At 36.8% G+C, this 19,295-nt stretch carries 14 protein-coding genes and 1 riboswitch; of the genes, 3 read left to right on the forward strand and 11 right to left on the reverse strand.

Annotated features, from left to right (window positions below):
- Positions 1-372 precede the first annotated feature (372 nt).
- The 6 genes from aceA to EPL02_RS19300 all read right to left on the reverse strand — a co-directional run bounded on the left by aceA (position 373) and on the right by EPL02_RS19300 (position 8,013).
- Positions 373-1,653 carry an isocitrate lyase gene (gene aceA / locus EPL02_RS19275; RefSeq protein WP_222582609.1) on the reverse strand — a complete coding sequence of 427 codons (1,281 nt, stop codon included), beginning with the start codon at positions 1,651-1,653 and terminating at the stop codon, positions 373-375.
- Positions 1,654-2,052: 399 nt separating this feature from the next.
- Complete coding sequence (locus EPL02_RS19280; protein WP_131888508.1) at positions 2,053-3,312, reverse strand: M48 family metallopeptidase; 1,260 nt, start codon at positions 3,310-3,312, stop codon at positions 2,053-2,055.
- A 183-nt stretch (positions 3,313-3,495) separates the two neighbouring features.
- Positions 3,496-4,272 (reverse strand): enoyl-CoA hydratase-related protein, encoded by a 777-nt coding sequence (locus EPL02_RS19285; RefSeq protein ID WP_131888509.1) that lies wholly within the window; start codon positions 4,270-4,272, stop codon positions 3,496-3,498.
- Between the two features lie 39 nt (positions 4,273-4,311).
- Positions 4,312-5,850, reverse strand: a complete 1,539-nt coding sequence (locus EPL02_RS19290) for a fatty acid--CoA ligase family protein (protein WP_094912728.1) — start codon at positions 5,848-5,850, stop codon at positions 4,312-4,314.
- Positions 5,851-6,273: 423 nt separating this feature from the next.
- On the reverse strand, positions 6,274-7,263 hold the full coding sequence (lplA, locus tag EPL02_RS19295) for a lipoate--protein ligase (RefSeq protein WP_094912727.1): 990 nt from the start codon (positions 7,261-7,263) through the stop codon (positions 6,274-6,276).
- Positions 7,264-7,278: 15 nt separating this feature from the next.
- Entirely contained in the window at positions 7,279-8,013 is a 735-nt protein-coding gene (locus tag EPL02_RS19300) for an MBL fold metallo-hydrolase (RefSeq protein ID WP_094912726.1), read from the reverse strand.
- 222 nt (positions 8,014-8,235) lie between these two features.
- Between EPL02_RS19300 and yhfH the strand changes: the two genes are divergently transcribed.
- Positions 8,236-8,367 (forward strand): protein YhfH, encoded by a 132-nt coding sequence (gene yhfH / locus EPL02_RS19305; protein WP_064484053.1) that lies wholly within the window; start codon positions 8,236-8,238, stop codon positions 8,365-8,367.
- Positions 8,368-8,545: 178 nt separating this feature from the next.
- On the opposite strand, the gene EPL02_RS19310 is transcribed toward yhfH, so the two are convergent.
- Together EPL02_RS19310 and EPL02_RS19315 are read right to left on the reverse strand one after the other, a co-directional pair.
- Positions 8,546-8,710 (reverse strand): Spo0E family sporulation regulatory protein-aspartic acid phosphatase, encoded by a 165-nt coding sequence (locus EPL02_RS19310; RefSeq protein ID WP_131888510.1) that lies wholly within the window; start codon positions 8,708-8,710, stop codon positions 8,546-8,548.
- A gap of 166 nt (positions 8,711-8,876) precedes the next feature.
- Positions 8,877-10,058, reverse strand: a complete 1,182-nt coding sequence (locus tag EPL02_RS19315) for a M14 family zinc carboxypeptidase (protein ID WP_094912725.1) — start codon at positions 10,056-10,058, stop codon at positions 8,877-8,879.
- A 244-nt stretch (positions 10,059-10,302) separates the two neighbouring features.
- A riboswitch (purine riboswitch) is annotated at positions 10,303-10,404 on the forward strand.
- Between the two features lie 69 nt (positions 10,405-10,473).
- Between EPL02_RS19315 and EPL02_RS19320 the strand changes: the two genes are divergently transcribed.
- Positions 10,474-11,664: a NupC/NupG family nucleoside CNT transporter gene (locus EPL02_RS19320; RefSeq protein ID WP_094912724.1), complete on the forward strand. Its 1,191-nt coding sequence runs from the start codon at positions 10,474-10,476 to the stop codon at positions 11,662-11,664.
- A gap of 62 nt (positions 11,665-11,726) precedes the next feature.
- On the opposite strand, the gene EPL02_RS19325 is transcribed toward EPL02_RS19320, so the two are convergent.
- The 3 genes from EPL02_RS19325 to EPL02_RS19335 all read right to left on the reverse strand — a co-directional run bounded on the left by EPL02_RS19325 (position 11,727) and on the right by EPL02_RS19335 (position 16,560).
- Positions 11,727-13,313, reverse strand: coding sequence for a response regulator (locus EPL02_RS19325; RefSeq protein ID WP_094912723.1), 1,587 nt, complete (start codon positions 13,311-13,313; stop codon positions 11,727-11,729).
- The gene (locus tag EPL02_RS19330) at positions 13,294-15,117 is read right to left on the reverse strand and encodes a sensor histidine kinase (protein ID WP_094912722.1); all 1,824 of its coding nucleotides are present in this window, start codon (positions 15,115-15,117) and stop codon (positions 13,294-13,296) included. The genes EPL02_RS19325 and EPL02_RS19330 overlap by 20 nt, the downstream gene beginning before the upstream one ends.
- Before the next feature lie 153 nt (positions 15,118-15,270).
- Positions 15,271-16,560 carry an ABC transporter substrate-binding protein gene (locus EPL02_RS19335; protein ID WP_131888511.1) on the reverse strand — a complete coding sequence of 430 codons (1,290 nt, stop codon included), beginning with the start codon at positions 16,558-16,560 and terminating at the stop codon, positions 15,271-15,273.
- Between the two features lie 587 nt (positions 16,561-17,147).
- Here EPL02_RS19335 and EPL02_RS19340 point away from each other — a divergent pair.
- Positions 17,148-19,292, forward strand: a complete 2,145-nt coding sequence (locus EPL02_RS19340) for a peptidoglycan D,D-transpeptidase FtsI family protein (protein WP_131888512.1) — start codon at positions 17,148-17,150, stop codon at positions 19,290-19,292.
- Positions 19,293-19,295 lie beyond the last annotated feature (3 nt).

A 19,295-nucleotide genomic window follows, 5' to 3' on the forward strand; every position in this document is an offset into this window, starting at 1 on the left:
GGCACGCCGCCAGCGTTCATCCTGAGCCAGGATCAAACTCTCCGAAGAAATGTTTGACTTGCTCATAAAAGTTTAAAAAAATTAACGTTGACGTTTGTCGCTTTGTTCAGTTTTCAAAGTTCAACCGTCGCTCTCAGACGACTTTACTATCTTACCAAGTTATCAACTTGTTGTCAACAACTTTTTTGTTTTTTGTTTCATTCTTAACTTGTTTGTTACCTGTTCGTTAAGAACATTTATTAATATAACAAATGAAATACTACTTGGCAATCCCTAAATAATAAGTTTAAATTTTCAATTATATTAAAGGGGTAATTTTTACTCACAATAAAAAAACACAAGTGGCTTTCACTTGTGTTTTTGGTTTTTCTATTATTTGCTGGTAAACTGCTCTTCTTCCGTTGAACCTTTTAGTGCTGTTGTAGACGATGTACCACCTGATACAACTTGAGCAACCTCATCAAAGTAACCCGTACCTACCTCTCTTTGATGTCTTGTTGCCGTATAGCCATTTATTTCACTACTAAACTCTCTCTCTTGCAGCTCCGAATAAGCCGCCATACCTCTATCTTTATAGCCTCTAGCTAATTCAAACATGCTATGATTAAGCGCATGGAAGCCCGCCAACGTAACAAATTGAAATTTGTAACCCATCTTTGCAATTTCTCTTTGAAACTTTTCAATCGTTTTTGCATCCAGCTTTTTCTTCCAGTTAAATGAAGGTGAACAGTTATACGCTAACATTTTACCAGGGAACTTTTCATGAATTGCGTCCGCAAATTGTTGTGCTTGTGCTAAATTAGGCTCAGATGTCTCACACCAAATTAAATCAGCATACGGTGCATAAGCTAATCCTCTAGCAATCGCTTGATCTAGCCCTGCTTTTGTACGATAAAAACCTTCTGCAGTTCTCTCTCCTCTAATAAATTGCTTATCAACCGGATCAATATCACTTGTGATTAAATCTGCAGCATCTGCATCCGTACGTGCAATTAATATAGTAGGAACTCCCATAACATCTGCCGCTAACCTAGCAGCAATCAAGTTTTTAACCGCCGTTTGGGTAGGAAGCAAGACTTTTCCTCCAAGATGACCACATTTCTTCTCTGAAGATAACTGATCTTCAAAGTGAACCGCAGATGCACCTGATTCAATCATACCTTTCATCAACTCAAATACGTTGAGTTGTCCGCCAAACCCAGCTTCAGCATCTGCAATAATTGGAGCAAAGTAATCAACTTCTCCTTCTCCTTCTAGATGTTGAATCTGGTCGGCACGTTGGAGCGCTTGATTAATTCTTTTTACAACATGGGGAACGCTATTAGCTGGATACAAACTTTGGTCAGGATACATATGGCCGGATAAGTTGGCATCTGCCGCTACTTGCCATCCGCTTAAATAAATAGCCTTTAACCCTGCCTTTACTTGCTGAACGGCTTGATTCCCAGTTAATGCTCCTAACGCATGAATGTAGTCTTCTGTTTGAAGCAAATTCCAAAATTTATTGGCACCCCTTCTAGCCAATGTATGTTCAATATCTATGGAGCCTCTTAAACCAATTACTTTCTCTGCTGAATAAGGTCTTTCGATTCCACTCCAACGCTCATCATTTTTCCAACTATTCTCTAATTGCTTTACTCTTAAATCGTTCACTTTAATATCCCCCTTGCGATTTTCTCTTCTTTTTAGCTTTCCTATTAGCTACTAATTCGCTTGCATGCATTTGTTTAGAAACAATACATCAACTTTATAAGTGTGAGAGTTACAAGAATGAAAGTGGGATCTTATTCAGCGTATAGCGGGATGCATCCGCTTCTTTGTTAAGTAATATGAAATATTCCGCTATTTTTATAACTTTAAATGTTATGAGAACCACAACTCCTCCTTATCACTTTGTTATAAAACAGATAACCTTATACAAAAATTATTATATAACAGTATATTCAAAAGATGAACCCTTGCTTTTACAAATTTTCTATATAAGCAAGGGTTCTACGCCTAAAACCCTTGCTGTTAGTGGTTTTTCAGTAATATTTACTTTCCTTATAACAGTTATTCTTCTTTATTATGCTCTTCCATAAACTCGATTCTCTCTAAGATGGTTGGATGGCTATAACGAAATACTTTCACAAGAAACGGAGGGTTTACCTGAGATAGACCCGAACGACTAAGTTCTTGAAACGTTTTAATCGCAGCTTCCTTGTCTTCTGTTAATTCTAAAGCATACGTATCTGATTGCACTTCATGATGCCGGGACAATAAGTTTGTAGCTGGGCTAACCGCAAACGTAAGAACAGAGAGTAATAGCAAAATTAGCGGTAATGATGATACATCCTGCAACGATTTAACCTTTATATTAGTTCCCCATCTACGCATTATCATGTCCGCCAGCCTCTTTGTCACCCATAACCCAACCAAAGAAAGCACTAGAGCACTGGCAATTCCAACATAGATATGCTTTTTCACGTAATGACCCATTTCATGAGCCATGATAAATAAAATTTCATTATCACTTAGTTTATTTAAAGTAGTATCCCAAAGTACAATTCTTGAGTTTGCACCTATCCCTGTTACATACGCGTTCATTGAATTTGTCTTTTCGGACATATTCACTTCATATACATGATCCGTAGGAATGGACGCTTCATCTGCTAAGCGGAGAATTTTTTCTTCTAGCTGCTTATCTTTTAACGGATAAAAATCGTTATACAAAGGATCGATGACAACCGGCTGAATAAATGTGATAAATAAAGTAAAAGGAATTGATAATAACCATGCATAAAACCACCACCTGTTGGGGGACTTGGTGATTAAAGTATATAGAACAAACACGATTACCCACATCATAACAAGGCTTACCCAAAAGTCAGTGGTCACATCCTTCATCCAGCTTGTAAAAGGCTGCGTTGTAATATTATACGCCATCGATAATTTGTAACTAATCCAATCAAGCGGGAACGTAAATACTTGTAAAAGCAACGATAGCCAGAATACATAAATAGCAGTTTGCAAAGGCTTCATTTTTGTAATGTCTTTTGCCCACTTACTAAATTTACGCGAGAATCCTAGTACTAGAACTAAAACAAAGCTTAACCATTCATACGGCACAGAGAGAAAGAATAAAAAATCTTTTATTTGTGAGTATTCTTGCGCTAATACAAGCTCTCTTTCATTCATAAAAGTAGCCGGATCCGCACTTGTCCCTTTTAACGCATCAGGAATAGAAGTGTCGCTCCATTGAAATAAGTAAAGCCATATTAATACAGCGTATATAACAAATAGAATAAACGAACCAAGTACTATCTTCTTCATATAAACCCCTCCTTTTAAAACTTTCCAAAAGTGTACAAACAGTTATCAACTATTATTATTGTAGGTTTCATCCTGAGATTTAGAACAAGATTATTGAATTCTCTATTTTAAATGGGAAGGTTCCCTTTTATCCCTTCTTATAAAAAAAGAACTGCCGCTATCGACAGTTCTTTTTCACTCTATTTATCTTCCTTTAAAAATTGGCTTTCGTTTCTCAGTAAAGGCTGTTAGAGCTTCAATACGATCTTCTGTTGGAATCGTTAACTCATAAGCTTTCCTTTCAATTTGCAAGCCTGTCTGCAAATCTACTTTCATTCCTTCTTTAATAGCAAATTTCGCTTGCTGCAAAGCAATTGGTGCATTTGCTAATATACGGCTAATGAAACAGTCAACAACATCGTTTAATTCGTGGAGCGGGCTAACCTTTGTCACTAAGCCAATCTTTTCTGCTTCGTGTGCTAGTAACCGCTCTGCTGTTAGAATTAGCTCAAGTGCTTTGGTTTCCCCAACAATGCGAGGTAAGCGTTGAGTTCCACCAGCACCAGGGATAATTCCCAAGCTTGTTTCAGTTAACCCAAGACCTACATCTTCCCCAGCAAATCGAAAATCACAGGCTAAAGCTAGTTCCATACCTCCACCAAAGGCATAACCGTTAATGATTGCAAGCGTAGGTTGTGGAAGTTGCTCAATTTTAGAAAACACTTCACCAATTTTAAAGATATTTCGCTTTACTTCTTGATCAGTAAGCGTTTTTCTTTCTTTCAAATCCGCTCCCACACTAAATGCTCTTTCACCTGCACCGATAAATTTCACAACTCGCACATCTGGATCAATACGAGCTTTTTCTACCACTTGCTCTAGTTCACATAGCATGTCGTAGTTAAATGCGTTCATCGCTTCCGGTCGATTTAAAATGATTGTGGCCACTTGTTTATCCTTATCATATACAATAGATTCCATAGTACCGCCTCCTATTGAAATCGCTTCCAATTATGCGTTTTACTTTCCTAACAACTCTTTCCGTAAAGCCTTTCGCAAAATCTTCCCTGTAGCATTTTTAGGCAACTCATCTAAAAATGTAATACTGCTTGGAATTTTATATTTTGCTAAATGAATTTGACAGTAATCAAGTAAATCTTGTTCACCAATATTAGCGCCTTTAGTTACAACGTAACATTTAATCTGTTCACCAAATACAGGATCGGGAATGCCAAGTACTGCCACTTCTATAATGTCAGGATGTGAATACAACACTTCTTCCACTTCTCTTGGATACACGTTGTAACCACCTACAATAATCATATCTTTTTTACGATCTACAATATAGAAATAACCTTCATGATCCATACGAGCCAAGTCACCCGTATACAACCATCCATTTCGAAGTGCGTGAGCCGTATCTTCAGGAAGCTTATAGTATCCTTTCATGACGTTTGCACCTTTTACAATTAACTCTCCTACTTCTCCTATAGGAACTTCTCTTCCCATTTCATCGACTACTTTGTTTTCGACATTCATAATTGAAGTTCCAATCGAACCAGGTTTGCGTTCTTTATCAATTGGGTTAAAGCACGTAACGGGAGACGCTTCTGATAAACCATACCCTTCAGCAACAACAACCCCAAATTGTCTCTCAAATTCTTTTAATAAAGCAACTGGCATCGACGCGCCTCCTGATATGCATAAACGCAGCGTCTTTACTTTTTCTTTTGCACCTTTGTTTGACTGCAAAAGAAAATTATACATCGTTGGTACACCAGCAAAAATTGTTGCTCGTTTCTCTTCTACAAGTTGAAAGAAAGTAGTGGGACTAAATTTAGGCATTACTAAAACTGTGCCACCATTCATCAGTGGGGCATTCAGCGCAACAGTTAAGCAAAAAACATGAAACATTGGCAGTGCTGCCACTACTCGATCTTCTCCGTTAATACTTAAATAATCAGCGACATCTTTAGCATTTTGATATACGTTTTGCTGAGTAAGCATAGCGCCTTTTGGTTTACCTGTCGTTCCAGAAGTATATAAAATTAAAGCTGTGTCATCTTCATCAAGTGTTGGGAAAATATATGTAACGTCTTGGTGTTGTACAAGAGATGAAAACGAATGAATGCCGTTTGAAGATAGAAGGTTGTGCTCTTGTTGAAGGTTACTTTCACAAACAATCAGATGCTGAAGCGACGAGATTTCTTCTTTTACTTCTTCTAATGAAGGGACTAAGAAATCAAGCGTAATGGCCACCTTTGCGTCGCTGTTCTGTAAAATATACGTAATTTCCCCTTTCGTGTAGGTTGGATTAATTGGGATAACTGTAGCACCAATTCTTAAAGCACCATATAATCCAATAATAAAATGCGGTGAGTTTCCAAGTAGTAATGCAATATGGTCGCCTTTTTGAACTCCTAACCTTTTTAAACCGTTTGCAAATAAAGTGATAGAGGTATCAAGATCGGCATAAGTGACTTCTTTATCTAAAAACACGTATGCAACCTTTTCAGGATACTGCTTCGCAGTGGTATGAAGCTGTAATGACAAATTCAATTCTTCTCCTCCTCTCGCCATAATGAATGAACAACCATTCATTATTTAGGCGTAATATTGGAAACATTCTTACTATATTATACTTTTTTTTATCTATCGTTGACAAGACTCTTATAAAGATAAGACTGCCTTTAAATTTTCCCCATTACAAACGATTACTGCAGCTATTATAGTTCTCTTACTTTTCATAACGCCTTACTATATACATAGAAAAAGGGTGGGACATAACAAAACAGATTTTTAAAAAGACAAACAATCCTTTTTTGACCTCTTTACGTTGTTGGAATGGCCTCGCTTCATTCCACCCTGCTTCCAAAATTCGTTTCACAATCAAAATAACCTGAATGATTAAAAGTTCTTTACTTTTAATCATTCAGGTTTATCATTGGCTAAATTAATTATGACCCAGCCTGCTTTATGCTCTTAATAAATTAGATCAATAAACTCTTCTTTTTCAACATTTCCAAAGTAGTGCTTCACATCAATATTGTCTAATGCTGCTGAAATGCTCGCTCTTTCATAACGGATATTTGTTAACTTTTCTTCAACTTCGCTAACATCCCCTACTCCAAAAAAGTCTCCGTAAATTTTACATTGTGTAATGGTACCTTTGCTTACTTCTAAGCGCACATCAATTTGTCCAACTGGGAAGCGGTGAGCATGCTGTACGTTAAATTTTGGTGATTTCCCATAATTCCATTCCCATGTTTGATAACGTTCGTTTGAAATCTCGTTGATTTTCTCCCAGTCTTTTTCAGTAAGCTTATATTCTTTAATATTTTCTTCTCCATTAAAAATATAGCGTAAAATAAGCTGTTTAAATTCGTTTACTGTAATTTTGTCCGTTAGAAATTCACTGATATTCGCTACGCGACTTCGAATTGACTTAATACCTTTTGACTCAATTTTATCTTTTTTTACTTTTAAAGCAGATACTACATTTTCAATTTCAGAATCAAATAAAAGCGTTCCATGACTAAACATACGACCTTTTGTTGAAAACTGTGCATTCCCGGAAATTTTACGTCCTTCGGCTAAAATGTCATTACGTCCACTTAGCTCTGCGTTTACTCCCAGTTTTGCTAACGCTTCAATAACAGGCTCCGTGAATTTCTTGAAATTATGAAAACTTTCCCCATCATCTTTAGTAATAAAGCTAAAGTTAAGGTTACCCAAATCATGATACACGGCACCTCCACCCGATAAACGGCGAACAACATGAATTCCTTGATCTTCTACATACTTCGTATTGATTTCTTCAATGGTATTTTGATTTTTACCAATAATGATAGATGGTTCATTCACATAAAATAATAAATATGTTTCGTTAATATCTAAATGCTTCAGCGCATATTCTTCGATTGCTAGGTTAATCCTTGGGTCATGTATATCTCCGTTGTTAATATATAACATCTTTCTTTTATCCTCCTACTTATTCCATTGTAATCCTGAACTTGCTAGAAAAACGCTCCCTGTAAACTGATTTTGTGCTTCTGTCACTAATTGTTCTACATTCCCGTAGTGTGGCAAATGCGTTAACATTAGTTCTTTCACGCTAGCACCTTGTGCTAACTTCCCTGCTTCGGTACTGGTCATATGCCCTGCACCGCTTCCATTCTGGTGAGCATAGAAATTGCATTCACAGATTACTAAATCAGCTTGCTGTGAAAAAGGCACGAATTCATCAATGAAGCTAGAATCTGCCGTATACACGACAGTTTTATCTCCAGCAGAAATTCGCATTGCAAAGCATGTTACAGGATGCTTTGTTTGTAGAAATGTAATGGTAAATGGTCCAACTTCTAACGATTGATTAGGATTATAAGAAATCCCTTTGGTAATGCCAGAATGCGTCAGCTTCTCAAACGCTGCTTGATCATATGTATGTCCATAAATAGGTAATTCTTTCACATCATTACCTAAGTGAGATTGAATTAATCGAGCATATTGAAGTACCCCAATATCCGCAACATGATCATGATGATAGTGAGATAAAATAACTGCGTCAAGATCTTGTGGAGCTACATAATTTTGCAACTGTGCAAGTGCTCCACTTCCACAATCCACCAACAACTTATAGCCATCATGTTCAAATAAATAGCTCGAGGTTGCTTCTGACACAGCAGGGTATCCGCCCCAAAAACCAACAACTGTTACTTTCATTCAAGTTGCCCTCCCTTTCTGAATGCCTTTAGCCCTAGTATACCCCAGACCTATTTAAAATCTAAACAAAAAAGAACGGAACAAGAATTAACAGATAACTAACTGTTATATAACAAATTACGTTTTTTTATAAAAATGGGCTGTTTTTGTTCTAAAACACAGTTGCTAAAATACATCTGTTATAATACAATATTAATAACAAATTAAACGGAGGCGATGGAGATGTTAGAAAAAATGTCTGATTTTTTCAAAAAATTACCGACTAAAAAGTGCTTAGAATGCGGCCAGGAGATCGAAGAGCAGCATGAATGCTATGGAAATAAATGCGATAACTGTGTAGATGTTATGAAATAGTAAGCGGTCACATCAAAAAGGCTCTGTTTTATAACAGAGCCTTTTTGATGTGATTAACTTCATCACTTACGCTACTCTTTTCAATTATCGAACAAATAAAACTGTTCTCTTCCGAGTTTTAACACTTTAGTAGAGTCGTGCATACTCGGTTTGCTTACAGCGACAGAAAATCATTCATTTAATCACATGAATTCTTCAATTTTTGATACAAAAAAATTTTTTTATCTAACTCCTGGCTAACTTTTAAAATCGTGCCATAAGAGTACTCATTCGTTTCCTTTGCCAAGCGATAGATGATATCTTGTAAAGCTCGAATCTCCTTTTCTAACTGAGATTGTTTCATCCAGTTACTTCATCCCCTAGGTTTAATTTCAACTACTTTATAATACCATTAACACCCGTATAAATTCATAGTTTTTTTGTAATAAATGTCATAAATTTAGACCAATCAAAAAAAAGAGAGAGGTTTTTATTCTCTCTCCATTTAGTATATTCTATGAATTGTTATCTTATAGGCCTGGTTGATATGCGGTTTTGGGAATGTCATCATACTGATTTGAATTTAGCTTATAAACAGATTCGTCTGTTACACCATGTAAAATTCCATATAAGCCTGTTTCAACCGCTTTTACAAGTTGACCTTTTTTCTTTTGTCCAAATGTGTGAGTTTGACCTCGCACTTCAAATAAGACCGTTCCGCTTCCGTTTAATGCGAATGTACCAAGAGCTGTTCCAGGTAAGTCGATATTCTGATCATACAGCGTAATATTAGTAAAAGGTGAATTGCCAACCGCCTGCAGTGCATTATAAGCTGCTAAATTAAGCTGTTTAGAAAATTCAAGGTTGTAGTTTGATTGATATTCTTCATAACGGCTTTTATTAATATCAACAAATTTTCCTGAAAGTGACATTGTCACTAAATCGTCTGTTCCCTCTACATAATAAGTACCTTGATGATGCATATCAACAAAGACATCGACATTTCCGTGCTTTTCTTTTAAACCTTTATACACATCCCTTACAGTCTGAGCTTCTGGCGTGATGAACCATCCTGGATTTCCTGAGTTACCAGGAAAATCTTTGCTTGCTGGAACATAGTCTAAGTCGGGATTAAAATCTCTGTTTACATCAAAGCCTGGCTGATTTGTATAATTAAAATATTGATTGGTATACGTGTAGTAGTTCCATGAAGGTTTTGCATCTTTTAGTTGAGGAAAGGCCTGAGTAACTTCTTGCCAAGACAAATCGTTGCCACGGCGGTTAAGCTCAGACGCATCCGGATTCATCATTGGAAGGACAACTAACGTCATCTCCTCACGCATCTTTTTTGCTTCGGGTGAATTTGTACTAAGGTTTTGCAGAATGTTTAACAAAGCTTCCGTACCTGTTTTTTCATTACCGTGAATTTCTGTTTGAATAAGTACGATCTTTTTTCCAGTACCAACCGTTGCTTTATAAATCTCGAGACCACGATTAGAATGCCCTGCTACTTCTACTTTTACAGTGCCTTTAGACGAATGTTCAATCTGTTGAAGGCGTTTTCCCAACTCTGCATGATTAATAAATCCTGATACAGAATAGGATTGCTGTGTTGAGTTATTCGTTACATTATTTGCTCCCACATATGTAGGCCCCATAAGGCTTGCTCCCATAACAATTACACCAACTGCTGATAAAAGATGCTTTTTCATTTCTTCTCCATTCCCCTTCCACTTCTCTATTCTCTACATACTAAAGTTTCTTTACGAATTTTCCGTTTCCTTTTTTTAATAGAAAAATAGGAAATTTGACTTTTAAAATCCCAACCTTTTAACTAAAAGTCTGACTTATATTTTTATTAATGCCTTGTAAAAAATGAATATTTTCAATATATAAACTTCTTAATATCTATTAATTTAATGTTGTCATACAATAGTCATATTGATAGAATGAAAACACATTTTTATACGCTTCCTTTGTATAATCGCGATAATATGGATCGCAAGTTTCTACCTAACAACCGTAAATTGTTAGACTATAAGGGAAAGCGGTACGTATGAGGTAAGACTTACTGCTGCTTTCTCCTATAGCTTGGAGGAAGCAGTTTTTTTATAGGAGGATTCCATCATGTCTTATCTCATCGGTCTACTATCACTTGTAGCAATTTTATTTGTCAGCTGGCTTTTAAGTACAAATCGCAAAATTTTCCCTTGGCGTACGGTTCTCGTAGGTCTTTCACTTGAAATTTTGTTTGTACTCTTTGTGCTTAAAGTACCTCTAGGCCAAACTTTTCTTGAAAAAATGGCATTAGGTGTTCAAAAAGTTATTAATTATAGCAATGAAGGTGTTCAGTTTGTATTCGGTGGTTTTTTTGAAAACACCAATATTACTTCTGTCTTTGCCATTAACGTACTAACGGTTATTATCTTCATTTCAGCTTTAGTGTCTGCACTTTATTATTTACGAATCATTCCTTTTTTTGTCCGAATTGTTGGAATTATCTTAGGAAAAGCCCTTGGCACTACGCAAGTTGAAACATTTAATGCAGTTGGAAACTCATTTTTAGGGCTCGCTGAAGCTCCTTTACTTGTAAAACCTTACCTTGACAAGCTTACAAGATCTGAGCTTTTTGCGGTTATGGTAGGAGGAACCGCTTCTGCTAGTGGAGCAATTCTTGTTGGATATTCTTTAATGGGAATTGATATGAAGTATTTGCTAATTGCGGTTTTTAGCGTTCCTCTTGTTTCAATTATTATTGCAAAAATTATGTTACCAGAAACCGAAGAGTCTCAAACAAAAGAAAACGTAGCAATGGAAAAAAGTAATCATGCAAATGTATTTGAAGCGATGGCAGATGGAACAGCAAGCGGCGTTATGCTAGCTTTAAACATCGGGGGCCTTTTAATTGCTTTCATTAGTATTCTTGCATTGGTTGACGGAGCACTAGGCCTTGTCAACATAGATTTAGCAACTATTTTTAGTTATGTATTTTATCCGTTTGCTATTATCATTGGTATTCCTGTCTCAGATGCTTTACAAGCTGCTTCTATTATTGGAACAAAGCTTGCAGCTAACGAATTTATTGCGTATTTAAGCTTAACTGAAGTCATGGATCAGCTATCGCCAAAAACTGTAGCAGTTCTTTCGATTGCTTTATGTAACTTTGCAAACTTTTCATCAATTGGACAGCTAATTATTGGATTAGGCTCTTTAGCCCCTTCTAGACGAAAAGATGTTTCAAAACTTAGCCTGCGCGCAATTATTGGTGGAACATTAGCTAGCTTCATTACAGCTATTCTTGTCGGTGTTTTTATGTAAATAGAAGTCTGACGACAGACGTCTGAGAAAAGACCCCCTTTTATCACAAAGGGGGTCTTTTCTCAGACCGATAGTTGACGATATTCATTCGGTGTTAATCCTTCTAGTTTCTTAAACACTTTGCGAAAATATTTATCATCTTGATAACCAATCATGTTTGCTACTTCATAAATTTTCAGCTGCTCATTTTTTAAGAGGGACTTGGCTTTTGTCATTCGAACTTTCACAATGTAGTCAGAGATGTTTTCCTGAAATTCTTGTTTAAACTTCCTTGAAATATACTCTCTACTTAAATAGAAGCGTTCTGCAATCTCTTGAAGCTTCACGTCTCGATCATAATTCATTTGTAAAAACTGCTCAATTTCATAAATTGTATCACGATTGCTTTTTTGCTTATCTCGCTTCACAATATTTAAAAAACGCACAATCTCTCTTTGTTTTCGGTTCATGTATTTCTCAAAATCAAACTTGCCTTTCGCATCAAAAAATGAAGCTAGCGCCTGCTCATAGTGACTTTGCGCATTATATGAAATTTCGTATTTCTTTAACCAGTGTTCACTAAGGAGCTGATACTCTTTTTCAATATGCAGCAACTCCTTTAAGGATAAGTAATTGGCCTGCTTCACAGCGTTCTTCACTTCATCAAAAATTGCTGTGAAAGCATCTATCTTGCCTACTTGCATTCCTTCTACGATTTTTGTATTGTAGTCCATCAAGTTTAATAATAGGCTACTTCCCTTTAAACGATCTGCTTCTTCATAAAACTCAACACAACTGTCAACTAGCACATTGCTCGCTAATAAAGCTGCCTTTGCTGTTTGATAGGATTCTAGCAATACTGAAACAGATTCAACATGACGTCCCTTGGCAAGTGGACAACATACGTTGAAAGCTAAGAAAATCTGCTTGTGTAGCCTGTTCAAAAGCTGCTTAATTTCAGAAAAATGGTCCCAGAAGATTATTACGATTTCACCCTTTTGTGATAAATAACGAAAAGCCACTCCATTCTCTTTTTCAACTAAGAGCTCATTAGCCACGTTTAAAATTGAAAAATAGGCTAAGTCACGATCTCCACCAAATGCTTGGATTGTCGCTTCATCAACCCGAATAATAGCTACTTCATACTCACTGTTTGAATGAAAGCCAAGCTCTTCATATACCGTGTCTTGTAGCACGTAGTTATTGATAATTTGGGTCAGTTTGCGATCACGATACATCGGCTTCATCTCATTAATTAACTGATAGCTATTATTGTGCTGTTTTCGTTCATGCTCTTCTTTATTCCATTCGTTTACGGCTCTTTTTAGCGTATCGTTTAAGATTGAAGGATCAACTGGCTTTAAAATGTAATCTGTCGATCCAAAATGAATTGCTTTTCTCATGTAGTGGTAATCATCATAACCAGTTACGACAATGGTTTTGGTTTTAGGAGCATGGTGCTTCATCCATTCCAATAGAGCAATCCCTCCCATATTGGGCATCTTCATATCTGTGAAAACGATTTGTGGCTTTTCTTTCTCGATAAGCGCAATCGCTTGCTCACCGTTTTCAGCTTCAATAATACTTTCAATGTGATGTGCGTCCCAGTCGCCTAAGAGCTTAATTCCTTCACGAACGTGTTCTTCATCATCAACAATCAGAACTTTCATTATTATCATCTCCTTTATTTAAATCTCGTGGTAAGGTCATTTTCACTGTAAAATGTTCGTTTTCTTTACTTTCAATCTCCATCCTTGCTACGTTTTCATAGTAGATCAATAAGCGATCTGAAATGTTTTGCAAGCCTATATGCTCTCCTATATGCTGATTAGATAGCGCTAAACTTTCACGTAAGGATGCTAATGCTTTCTCATTCATCCCTTTTCCATTGTCTCTTACGCAAATTTGTATAAAGTGTTCGTTTATTAAAGAAGCTGAGATTGTTAGCTTTCCATCTCCTACCCTTGTTTCAAATCCGTGCTTAAAAGAATTTTCTACAAGCGGCTGTAAGATCATCTTTGGAACCAATGTGTGTTTTAACTCTTCGTCAATTTGAAATTCATACGAAAACTTAGAGCCAAAGCGCTGTTTTTGTAGTGCCAAGAATGCTTCAGCATGCTTCACTTCCTCAGTGAGTGTCACAATATCTTCCTTCATATTCATACTGTATCTCATCATATTCGAAAGGAGGGTTAGTAGCTTATAGACTTCGACAGCCTTATGCTTTAAAGCAAGCGTGCCAATCGATTGAAATGCATTGTATAAAAAGTGAGGATTCACTTGGGACTGCAGCACTTTAAGTTGCGTTGATTTATTTTCAATCTCCAAGCGATATTTTCGCTTAATTAAGTCATTAATTGTTTCGACCATAGATTTAAAATGCTGACCTAGCATACCAAACTCATCGTTACCTAGTGTTTTAAAACGGACAACAAAGGAACCTTTTTCAACTTCTTTCATATTTTGAATTAAAATTCGAATGGGCTCTGTAAATCGAACTGATACAATCAATGTAGCAATAATAATCATCAATAAAAACGGTACTCCGATTAAGACACTGATCAGAGCGGTTCTTCTTGCATCTTCATATAAAACACTATAGGGAATTCGCTTTACGATATGCCATTCATCAAATGGAGCTGCTAGTTTGTCATAAACGAGTACTCCCGAAAACTTTGAATCTTCCCATTCTACGCTATGAGACTCTTTGTTTTTCAGTTGTTGAATCCACTTATACTTTTGCGTTGTCCCAATTGCTTGTTGATCTGATGAATACATAATCATTCCCTCATCGTTAATTAAATAAAAATCTTCTTCTTCTTTATTGTACAAGCTGTCTGAAGTAGATTTAACTTTAGATAAATCAATGTCTATTGACAGAAAGCCTAACAAGTTGTTAGAAGGAACTTCATTAATCATGTGATGAAAGCTAATGACTTGCTTTGGATCAGAATCTAAAATGGTTGATAAGTTATTGTAGCTGTATACTGTATGAGTAGGTTCAATTAATAGAAACCGCTGTTTTTCTTTTAACCTAGCATAATAAGAATGTGAATAAATATCTTCATATTTTTTTCGACTGCTAATTTTAGAATTGTATACCGTATAAGAATCTTGTCCGTTTTCAATATATAAATGAAGCTGCCTAATTTCTGGTCGCGTATTAAATAAATAAGATAATGTTCTTCGGACTTCTAACTGACTTGCTCCTAAATCATTATTTACACCTTCTTGTAACACTTTAATAAATGGATAATAGCCGTATAAACGCGGTGTAATATCGGAAATTTCCTGCAAGTATGTGCTCAGGTCTTCACTGCCGCTTTTGACTACCTGATAGTTAGTTGAAATAAAGCGGTTTTTAACAGTTTCTTTTGTATATTGATAAGTGAACGCATTGGAGATAATAAACGGTACAACAGTCGCAATGAGTAGAAACAAAATAAGCTTCTTGCGAATGCTCCACCCCTTCATCACAGCCCTCCTTCTTCTTACTATTCTATAAATTATATTGCATTGCTATCATTATACAATAAAAGCGCTTTCAATCTACTTTTTTTTACAGTTTCATCACAAAAAGCCTTCTATATGTCTACTCTAATCATACAGAAGGCTTCCGTTTTACGTTTATTTTTTCATTTTCGCCCAGATTTCATCTAACTTTTTCAAGAACTCATCTTCTGAAATTTGATCTCCTGCATAAGATTGCATTGCTGCTCCAATTTCTTGTACAGCACCATCTGGATACTTAAACCAGTTCCACGATAACGTTTTACCTTCGTCAGAGTATTTTAAGATATCGTCTGATAAAGAGTCAATTCCTTTTCCATCAATGCTCTTAAATGCCGGAATAAATTTAAATTCTTCTACTAAGAATTTTTGTCCTGTTTCAGACGTTACCAGCCAGTTTAAGAATTTTTTTGCTTCTTCTTTATCAGCTTCTGGAGCATTTTTATTAACTACCCAGTTATTTGGTACACCAACTGCTAGCTTATCATTTTTCTCTTTGTCATCACTAATTGGCATTGGGATAAAGCCCATTTTCATATCTGGATTAATTTTTGTAATCATATTTACAGTCCAGTTTCCTTGCTGCATCATTGCTGTTTCTCCAGCAGCAAATTGCGTTACTTGCGTATTATAATCCGTTGTTAACGGATTTTTATTTCCATATTTTAGCGTTAAGTCAAATAAATCCATAAATTGCTTAAACGTTTCGTTACCTTCAAACTTTGCAGTACCGTCATTTAATCCTTTAATGAAAGCATCAGGATCATCCTGCTGAGCTACTGGAATGTTAAACAAGTGATTTCCTAATACCCACCACTCACCATATCCATTTGAAAATGGGGTAATTCCTTTTGCTTTTAACTGCTTAGACGCTGCTTCTAACTCTGATAATGTAGTTGGTAACTCTTTTATACCAGCTTTTTCAAATAAATCTTTATTGTAAATAAAACCGTATCCCTCAAGGTTTAAAGGCTGACCATAAATCTTTCCATCCACTGTCATCGGCTCTTTCGCAACGTCATACAAATCATCAACCCAAGGTTGATCAGAAAGATCTTCTAGCTTTTCTAACCATGTTTGTGCTTCCTGGAAGCCACCGTTATTAAACAAGTCTGGCTCGTTACCAGAAGCAAACTGTGCTTTTAAAGCAGCACCATAATCTGCGCCTCCGCCAACTGTTTGAATATTAAACGTAACGTTTGGGTTTTCTTTTGTATATGCATCCGTTACTTCTTTTAACTGTTCAGCAATCTCCACTTTAAACTGGAACATATCAATTACGACTTCGTCTCCTGAACCCCCACTTGACTTTGCTGTTGACTCTGAACCAGAATTTGAACATGCAGTTGCAAATAACAATGATGAAGCTAGTACCCCGGATAACAATGTAAGCCTTTTCATTTTCATTTTATATACCCCCTTGATTGTCAGGACCTTAATTCCATTGTACTGATTATAGGTAATTTGAATAGGAGACAATATTGAACAAAAGAGTGGAAAATATTGATGACCTGTTCAAGTCTCAAGAATTGTTGGCCATATTCTCTAACTCTTCTATCAATGGAAAACAAATAATTTGAAGAAAAATCAAAACTCGTTGAGTATGTCCTCCCTCTTTCATACCCCAACTACACTAGAAATAATTGATTTCCTCTCATTCCAAAAACAGTGATTGAAATGAAAGAGGGTGAGACTCCTGCAGGATTAGCGAGCAGGCGAGACCCCGCAGTTTACGAGCAGGCTTGGCGCTCGCCCTGCGGAAAGCGAGCAACCTGGAATGGAAATCACTACTTGTTGTGTGCGCTCTTCACTCTCCCACTCTATTTTAAACGACTAATAACCCAAACCTTTTTTCCCACATTATGATAATGCGAAAAATTGGATGCGATTAATTTCTTATAACTATTCCACCTAATAACAAATTTAGACATAATTATGTTAAGATGTAAGATAGTAGATTTATAGCTCTATTTTCAATAAGTGAAGGTGTTTATATGAAACAAAAGAAAAGAAAAAGAAATCATGTCTCTTTACGCGTCAATATATTATTCTTTATTGTATTTATCCTATTTTCTGTTCTCATTTTGCGCCTTGGAATTGTCCAAATCGTTCATGGTGAAAGCTATAAACGTGAAGTCGAAAAAACCGAGGACGTCACCGTTAATACGCCCGTACCGAGAGGGAAAATGCTTGACCGATACGATCGTGTTATCGTGGACAATAAACCTTTAAACGCGGTTACTTATACCCGCTTAAAAGGCGTAAAACAAGAAGAAAAGCTCAAGATTGCGAAATCATTAGCTAAAATAATTGATCTTCCTGTCACAACAAACGTGTTTGGCGACGAGAATCAAAAAAGCGATGATAAAAATATCGTTAAGCTCACTGAACGTGACTTGAAAGATTATTGGATTGCAACAAATCCAGAAGAAGCAAAGAAAAAGATTACCGATAGCGACTTGAAGAAAGTAGAAGATGGAAAACTTAAAGAAGAAGACCTTTACCCTCTACAGCTAAAGCGCATCACTAAGAAAGAACTTAATACCTTAAAAGATGATTTAGAAGTCATTGCTATTAAAAGTAAAATGGAAGCTGGCTATGAGCTAACACCTCAAATTATAAAAAGTGGATTAAACGACCAAGAAATGGCCGTTATTAGCGAACAGCTCTCTGCTCTACCTGGCGTCGATGTGACAACCTATTGGGACCGTATGTATACATATGATAGTCTCTTAAGTACGCTACTTGGTAACATTACGTCCGCTGATGAAGGACTTCCGCGCGAGAATTTACAATACTATTTATCACACGGCTACAGCCGAAATGACCGCGTTGGAAAAAGCTATTTAGAAAAGCAGTATGAAAACGTACTGCGGGGACAAAAAGCTCGCATTCAGCACGTTACGGACCGATCTGGAAACATTCTAGAAGAGAAAGTTGTCTCGGAAGGTCAACGTGGGAGCGACTTAGTCTTAACCATTGATATGGAGCTTCAAAAACAAGTCGAAGAAATTTTGACTAACGGATTGCTAAAGGCAAAAGCAGCCAAACCTGGAACAAGTCTGTTAGACCGTGCATTTATTATTATGATGGATCCACACACTGGTGAAATTTTAGCTATGGGCGGGAAGCAGCTTGTTTATAATGAAAGTAGCGGTAAACGAGAAGTAAAAGATTTTGCGCTTGGAAACATTACAACTGCTTATGAAATGGGATCAACTGTTAAAGGGGCAACCATTTTAGCCGGATTGGATTCGGGAGCTATTAACTTAGGCACTGTATTTTATGACGCTCCGATGTACTTCAAAGGCGGTGGGAAGAAGCAGTCTTCTCACCCAATCGGATCTGCTGGTATCGGTCGGGCGTTAGAACAGTCTTCTAACGTATACATGTATAAAACCGTTTTAAGTATGGCTGGAGAAAACTATGTACCGCATGGTGGTCTTAATATTCCTCGAAAAACGTGGGATCAGCTTCGTTCGTACTACAGCCAGTTTGGTTTAGGCGTCTCAACAGGTATTGAGCTAGACAACGAAACTACAGGGATGATTGGAAATGACTATTCTTTACCTGGTAAAGCGCTCGATTTGGCAATCGGTCAGTATGATACGTATACGCCTCTACAGCTCGTTCAGTACACGGCTACTATCGCTAACAACGGCTACCGGTTAAAGCCTCAGCTTGTGAAAGAGATTCGTGAGCCTGAACTTGATACGGAGCTTAAAGGTAGTGTACAAAAATCCGTTGAGCCCGAAGTATTAAACCGAATTACGATGAGCCAAGAAGAAATAAACGCTGTGAAAGCTGGGTTCCGCCGCGTAATGACAAACGGAACTGCAAAAAATGAGTTTAGTTCAGAGCCCTATAAGCCTGCCGGCAAAACAGGAACAGCTGAGACTTACAACCAAGGGGTAGCCGTTCGTAACTCTAACTTAATTGCCTACGCACCTTACGATAATCCAGAGGTTGCAATGGCGGTTGTTGTACCATCTTCTTACGTAAAAGGCCCTGGACATGCGTTAAATAGACAGTTAGGTCAAGCGGCTCTACGCGCTTACTTTGACTTAAAGAAAAAAGGCGAACAAGAGCTAGGTGAGAAAGAAAAGCAGCAAGAAGAACATAACCAAACAAACGATTAACGA

Origin of the sequence: Bacillus sp. CBEL-1, assembly GCF_004348885.1 — a bacterium.
Taxonomy (GTDB): Bacteria; Bacillota; Bacilli; order Bacillales; family Bacillaceae_H; genus Priestia; species Priestia aryabhattai_A.

Coding starts and splice junctions, on each gene's coding strand:
- EPL02_RS19285 (WP_131888509.1), bottom strand. CDS start 4,272: ATGGAATCTATTGTATATGATAAGGATAAACAAGTGGCCACAATCATT.
- EPL02_RS19280 (WP_131888508.1), bottom strand. CDS start 3,312: ATGAAGAAGATAGTACTTGGTTCGTTTATTCTATTTGTTATATACGCT.
- EPL02_RS19310 (WP_131888510.1), bottom strand. CDS start 8,710: ATGAAACAATCTCAGTTAGAAAAGGAGATTCGAGCTTTACAAGATATC.
- EPL02_RS19330 (WP_094912722.1), bottom strand. CDS start 15,117: ATGAAGGGGTGGAGCATTCGCAAGAAGCTTATTTTGTTTCTACTCATT.
- yhfH (WP_064484053.1), top strand. CDS start 8,236: ATGTTAGAAAAAATGTCTGATTTTTTCAAAAAATTACCGACTAAAAAG.
- EPL02_RS19320 (WP_094912724.1), top strand. CDS start 10,474: ATGTCTTATCTCATCGGTCTACTATCACTTGTAGCAATTTTATTTGTC.
- EPL02_RS19300 (WP_094912726.1), bottom strand. CDS start 8,013: ATGAAAGTAACAGTTGTTGGTTTTTGGGGCGGATACCCTGCTGTGTCA.
- EPL02_RS19340 (WP_131888512.1), top strand. CDS start 17,148: ATGAAACAAAAGAAAAGAAAAAGAAATCATGTCTCTTTACGCGTCAAT.
- lplA (WP_094912727.1), bottom strand. CDS start 7,263: ATGTTATATATTAACAACGGAGATATACATGACCCAAGGATTAACCTA.
- EPL02_RS19335 (WP_131888511.1), bottom strand. CDS start 16,560: ATGAAAATGAAAAGGCTTACATTGTTATCCGGGGTACTAGCTTCATCA.
- EPL02_RS19325 (WP_094912723.1), bottom strand. CDS start 13,313: ATGAAAGTTCTGATTGTTGATGATGAAGAACACGTTCGTGAAGGAATT.
- EPL02_RS19315 (WP_094912725.1), bottom strand. CDS start 10,058: ATGAAAAAGCATCTTTTATCAGCAGTTGGTGTAATTGTTATGGGAGCA.